Origin of the sequence: Dietzia timorensis (assembly GCF_020742175.1) — a bacterium.
GTDB classification, from domain to species: Bacteria; Actinomycetota; Actinomycetes; order Mycobacteriales; family Mycobacteriaceae; genus Dietzia; species Dietzia timorensis_A.
In genome coordinates this window covers 1-3861 of record NZ_DYXM01000245.1, presented here as the reverse complement: position 1 = coordinate 3861, position 3861 = coordinate 1, and the positions used below count along the sequence as shown (strand labels likewise).

Annotated in this window: 6 protein-coding genes; 3 read left to right on the top strand and 3 right to left on the bottom strand. The window is 61.3% G+C overall.

All coding sequences use genetic code 11. The features are described 5' to 3' along the window. Nucleotides 1-710 (bottom strand): NAD(P)H-binding protein (locus tag K8V11_RS12845; protein WP_303915005.1); only part of this gene is annotated, 710 nt, incomplete at its 3' end. Between the two features lie 170 nt (nt 711-880). Here K8V11_RS12845 and K8V11_RS12840 point away from each other — a divergent pair. Both K8V11_RS12840 and K8V11_RS12835 read left to right on the top strand, forming a co-directional pair. Then, nucleotides 881-1459, top strand: a complete 579-nt coding sequence (locus K8V11_RS12840; RefSeq protein ID WP_303915002.1) for a TetR/AcrR family transcriptional regulator — start codon at nt 881-883, stop codon at nt 1457-1459. 495 nt (nt 1460-1954) lie between these two features. Then, entirely contained in the window at nt 1955-2170 is a 216-nt protein-coding gene (locus tag K8V11_RS12835) for a DUF2945 domain-containing protein (protein WP_303914999.1), read from the top strand. Between the two features lie 105 nt (nt 2171-2275). Here K8V11_RS12835 and arr read toward each other — a convergent pair whose 3' ends face one another. Then, on the bottom strand, nt 2276-2680 hold the full coding sequence (gene arr, locus K8V11_RS12830) for an NAD(+)--rifampin ADP-ribosyltransferase (protein ID WP_303914996.1): 405 nt from the start codon (nt 2678-2680) through the stop codon (nt 2276-2278). A 97-nt stretch (nt 2681-2777) separates the two neighbouring features. Then, a complete protein-coding gene (locus tag K8V11_RS12825; protein WP_303914993.1) occupies nt 2778-3341 on the bottom strand; it encodes a 1-acyl-sn-glycerol-3-phosphate acyltransferase in 564 nt (187 codons plus the stop codon). Between the two features lie 45 nt (nt 3342-3386). On the opposite strand from K8V11_RS12825, the gene K8V11_RS12820 reads away from it, so the two are divergent. Further along, nucleotides 3387-3722 carry a YchJ family protein gene (locus K8V11_RS12820; RefSeq protein WP_303914991.1) on the top strand — a complete coding sequence of 112 codons (336 nt, stop codon included), beginning with the start codon at nt 3387-3389 and terminating at the stop codon, nt 3720-3722. Nucleotides 3723-3861: the final 139 nt, after the last annotated feature.

The following is a 3861-nucleotide window of genomic DNA, read 5'->3' as shown; positions in this document are numbered from 1 at the left end:
GGTACGCCGTTGGCCGTCTCATCGGCTACCCACTTCTCGTCGTCGACGATGATTCGATTGATCTGTCGACCGGTGAGTTCAGACGCGGCTGCAGCGAAGTCCACGAGAGTAACGGGTTCGGGCAGCGTTAGGTCGATCGGCCCGTCAAACGCATCGTCGGCGGTGAGGATCGCGGCGGCGGCCTCCGCAGCATCTCGTCGATCGACCCAGGAGAAGGGGCCGTCGGCAGGCATGGCGATTACGCCCGTTTCCTGCCACCGACCGAGCAACTGGGTCGGGTCTCCGTAAAAGCCGTTTCGCAATGCGGTCCAGGCGACCCCGGTTGCGGCGAGGTGCTGTTCGGTGGCGGCATGGATGGCGAGCGGCGGATAGGGCGTATCAAAGCCCGTCCCATGGGCGCTCGTGTACAAGATCCGCTTTGCACCCGCGTCAACGGCAGCATCAATGGCCCTGTGGTGCTGTGCGACGACGTCAGACGTGAGGTCGCTCGAGGAGACCAGGAGCACCTGTTCGGCGTCGGCGAACGAATGACGCAGAGCCGCCGGGTCGTCATAGCTCCCTTGCCGTACGCGCACACCTTGATCGACCAAGTGAGTCGCACGCGAGGGGTCGCGGACGCTGACGCCGATTCGGTGTGGTGGTATCCGCTTGAGGAGGTGGTCGACCGTGGCCCCGTTGAGAGTGCCTGTGGCACCGGAGACGATGATCATCTGAACGTCCTTTCGATGGGGTCGGTGTTCCGACGTGATGCTGTGCCGTGCGGTCTGGGCGAACGACACTTATGAACTTGACTGGAGTGGTCAAGTTTCCGCCTGGCCCATCGTTCACTAAATTGACTATCACAATCAAGTTTGTTGTCGACTCGGAAGGAGTCTGCATCGTGTCCGACCCCCGAGGTGCGCCTACTCTCCGTTCGGATGCTCGCCGAAACGTCGATCGGATCCGTCATGCGGCGGTGCAGGTGTTTCGGGAGCAGGGGTTCTCCGCGCCGCTCGAGGAGGTCGCCGCGGTCGCCAAGGTGAGCAAGGCGACCATCTTCAATCGGCTCGGAGGGAGGATCGGGTTGATCGACGCCGTCATTGACGACGTCGTGGCGGAGGAGTTGCGGACTGTCATCGAGGATGCGCAGTCCGTTTTCGAGGTACGTGAGCGGATCTGCTTCTACATCGGTTCGCTCCGGGATCTGCAATATCGACTTCCGGCGGTCAATGATGTCCTGTTGCAGGAGTACCGCGACTCCGAGCCGATGCTCGCCCTGTGTCACGCAGGCGCGACGTTCCATGACGGCCTTGTCGCGCAAGGCCATGCCGCAGGCGTCCTCGTCGACGGTTTTACGCCTGATGACTTCCAAGCTCTCGCCCGGGACAACGCACTGGCCCTCAAGCACGGTGGCCGGCCGCCTCGCGCTGATTACGATCGCCGAACCGCGTTCGTCATTGGCGGGATATGCCATCGGTAAGTGTGGCGACCTGGACCCGAGGGGTCAGATGGTCCTCCGTGTGGGGACGTGGTGGAGTTCCGCTTCAACGTGTATCGGTAAGGCCTGGCGTCAAGCGACACCTCGCTCAAGCCACCGACCACGAATGCTTGGGCGTTTGATGATCGGTCCCAGGCGGAGGGACTTGGTCAGCGATATTGCGGCGATAGGTTACCGAGGTAGCCTCCCATTCGTCGGCGGCGCGATTAGCTCACCAAGGAATCATCCAGGCCAGAGCGTCTCCGGCGATAACTGAGCCGGCGGCGAACATGGACACCACTGTCGCAATCACAATGCCCTCCGCGATCACCGGACTAGAGCCGTCTCCCATGATTTCGTCTCGCAAAATTTGAACGCGATAAGGGAGTCGAGCCCGCAATTCGATTCGTTTCGGCGACGTCAACCCGAAGCGAAAGACGCTGCAGGGCCTTAAGATCGAGTCAGGGACAAAAACCGAAGTCGTACTAGGGGGTTGAGATGACAACGAAGTTCAAGGTTGGCGATCACGTGACGTGGAACTCCGAAGCGGGAAACGTCTCGGGCAAGATCACCAAGGTTCACACTGCGGATTTTGACTACAAGGGACACACTCGTCGCGCCTCGCCCGATGAGCCGCAATACGAGATCGCCAGCGACAAGACCGATCACATCGCTGCGCATAAGGGCAGCGCGCTCCGGCTTCTCGATAACTGAGCCGTAGCTTCCGAGAACATCCTTACAAACGGTCATCCGTCCTTCGGGAATGACGAGGTCCTGAGGAGTGAGGAATCTTGCGTTTTCCCATGCGCGGCTGCGCGCCTAGTTGATGATCTCGCCCTTGTTGCCGATTGCCGCCAGGCGTTCCCTCCACTGTCGCAGTGCGTCTGGTGAAAGCCGCGGCCAGTCATTGACCTCGGCGACGACGCGGAGTGGATCAGCGCTCCGGTAGGACCGAGTCGGATTACCGGGGAACTTCTTGTCGGTCACGTTGGGGTCGTTTTCAAACTCGCCGGTCGGCTCAACGAGGTAAACGTGGGGCTCACCATCCACGGCGGCAAGCTCGGCGGCGAGACCTGCTCCATCGACAAGGGCGGTGAAGTAGATGTGGTTCATGACGACTTCGGGACGGTAGTTCGACCGATACCCGGCGGTGAGTAGATCACCGATGTTCAGGGGCGCTTTCGTCCCGTGGAAGAACGGGCCCTCATCGAGCAATTCAGCCATGCGTTTACCTGGCCTTCCCGGCATTAAGAGGCGGAGAGATGAATATGCGTTTGGCGACGGGGTTGGCGGAGCCGGATGTGGAGGCCTCTACGAGCTGCTATTCCTCCCGGAGTCTGGGCACTATGCGATTCTCCGGGGTGAATCCGGCCTTGTCGGAGTAGAAGCGGCGGATCTCATCCATGTCGGCTCCGACCTCGCCGGTAAGCTCGATCGTCGGCCCGAGTCCGCTCGTCTTCGTGGTTCGGTCGACGTATCCGAGCACCACCGGCATTCCGGTCTCGCGCGCGATTCGATAGAAGCCCGACTTCCAATGAGAATGCCCCTTACGCGTGCCGTCGGGAGTGATCACCAGGCAGAACGACTCGTCGTTCTGCAAGCGTGTGACGATGTCGGCGACGACGCTCTGCGCATTCTCGCGGTCGATTGGCACACCGCCGAGCGCACGCATGAATGGCCCACGCCGCCCCGCGAACAGACTTTTCTTGCCCATCCAGCGCACCCGGATCCCAAGCCGCCAGGCAATACCCAGCATGAGGATGAAATCCCAATTGGACGTATGCGGCGCGCCGACAAGAATCGACGATCTCTGCGGCGCCGGTTCCGACACCAGTCGCCACGGGCTAACGGTCCAGAACACTCGCGCGATGAGCTGTCGAATCATGCTTCAAGACTAGCGGCGGATTTCGGTCGATAGAATCGGAAAGCGATGAGCGAAACAGAAAATTCGCGCCCGGAGCCGGACACAGCGGTCGAGCTCATGCGCTCGAGGTTCGAGGCCTTTCGCTCGGCCGACGCGGACTGGCTTTTGCGGACCTGGCATCCCTCTTCGCGGCCGGCGTCATTGGATCTTGGAAACAACCCACGGTGGCGCGGGCTGCAGATCGTCGACACCCATGACGGCGGACCGAGAGACTCCCACGGCGTCGTGGAATTTCGTGCAACGTATATCGAGGCCGATGGCAGCTTCGGAATTCTTCACGAGCGCTCGCGATTCGTCCGTGAATCCGGTCGGTGGTTCTACATGGATGGCGACGTCTACTAGAGCCTCTATGCCCCGAGGGCGCTGCGCTTTGTGAGGCGCCGCGCCCCCCGGGGAACGAGTCCATGCTCAGCCTGGAGAGTCCGGGTCAGGCGACCGGCTGGAGTTCGTGTTCGCGGTGTTGTGAGGACGAGCGATAGGC

Coding starts and splice junctions, on each gene's coding strand:
- K8V11_RS12835 (WP_303914999.1), top strand. CDS start 1,955: ATGACAACGAAGTTCAAGGTTGGCGATCACGTGACGTGGAACTCCGAA.
- arr (WP_303914996.1), bottom strand. CDS start 2,680: ATGGCTGAATTGCTCGATGAGGGCCCGTTCTTCCACGGGACGAAAGCG.
- K8V11_RS12825 (WP_303914993.1), bottom strand. CDS start 3,341: ATGATTCGACAGCTCATCGCGCGAGTGTTCTGGACCGTTAGCCCGTGG.
- K8V11_RS12820 (WP_303914991.1), top strand. CDS start 3,387: ATGAGCGAAACAGAAAATTCGCGCCCGGAGCCGGACACAGCGGTCGAG.